2 protein-coding genes are annotated in these 815 nt (G+C 43.8%); both read right to left on the bottom strand.

What is annotated here, in order from left to right:
- On the bottom strand, positions 1–197 hold a 197-nt coding region (locus DXB58_RS27630; RefSeq protein ID WP_147338750.1), incomplete at its 3' end, for a hypothetical protein.
- Entirely contained in the window at positions 175–771 is a 597-nt protein-coding gene (locus DXB58_RS26285) for a UpxY family transcription antiterminator (protein ID WP_004297022.1), read from the bottom strand. The genes DXB58_RS26285 and DXB58_RS27630, both read right to left, overlap by 23 nt.
- Between the last annotated feature and the right edge of the window lie 44 nt (positions 772–815).

Raw genomic sequence — 815 nt, 5'->3', positions numbered from 1 at the left:
ACACGAGTTGCCTGTTCTTTGGTCACACCTCTACGTGCCAGTTCAGAGGCTAGTTGTTTCTGTTCTTTACCCTGGCGGATGCCATCCTTGACATATTCAAGAACTTGGGAGTCGCTCATGCTTTGAGCCATTAAGGGAGAAAAAACTCCCAGCAACAGAATGAATAGAAATACGTTAAATTTTCTTCGTGTTGTCATTGGTGATTTTTGTGGATTCTACATAACCGATTGGCATATCTACACAAGCACAGCCAAGCATATTTAAACGAACGGCAATCTTACTCTTCCCGCCTACAGTCACAAGTTCGCCAACAAGTCCACTCAAAGGACCTTTTATGACACGAACTTTCTCACCACGCGCTAGTGGAGTATCATTCATACAGACTGCTTCTTCGGAATAATCGAGCATGAAACGGAAACGGGCCATCTGCTCGTCAGGAATAACGGCAGGAGTGCTCTCTCCACGCATCACCATATAACGGCTGACCGTAGAAAATGAAAGGACTTCCATACGTTCTTTTGGATTGACATGTACAAAAACCATCATTGGGAGTAAGACTGTATCAACCATCTTACGACGGTCACTCCATTGATGAATTTGTTGTTGAACGGGAACAAAAGAATCAATTCCCATCTTAGATAAACGCTCGGCAACTTTTTTCTCGTGATGCATTCGAACGAGTGCTACATACCAGCGTTTTGAGTGTGCTACGCCTTCCCCTGTCCCACTACTAGGCCCGGCATTTACTGATTTCGGTTTCGTTAAAATCATATTTTTTTACCCCATGTTCATCCGTTACTTCTTAGGTAACGGAA

Origin of the sequence: Bacteroides sp. OM05-10AA, from assembly GCF_003439055.1 — a bacterium.
In the GTDB taxonomy this organism is placed as follows: domain Bacteria; phylum Bacteroidota; class Bacteroidia; order Bacteroidales; family Bacteroidaceae; genus Bacteroides; species Bacteroides intestinigallinarum.
This window is presented reverse-complemented; position numbering and strand designations above follow the sequence as displayed.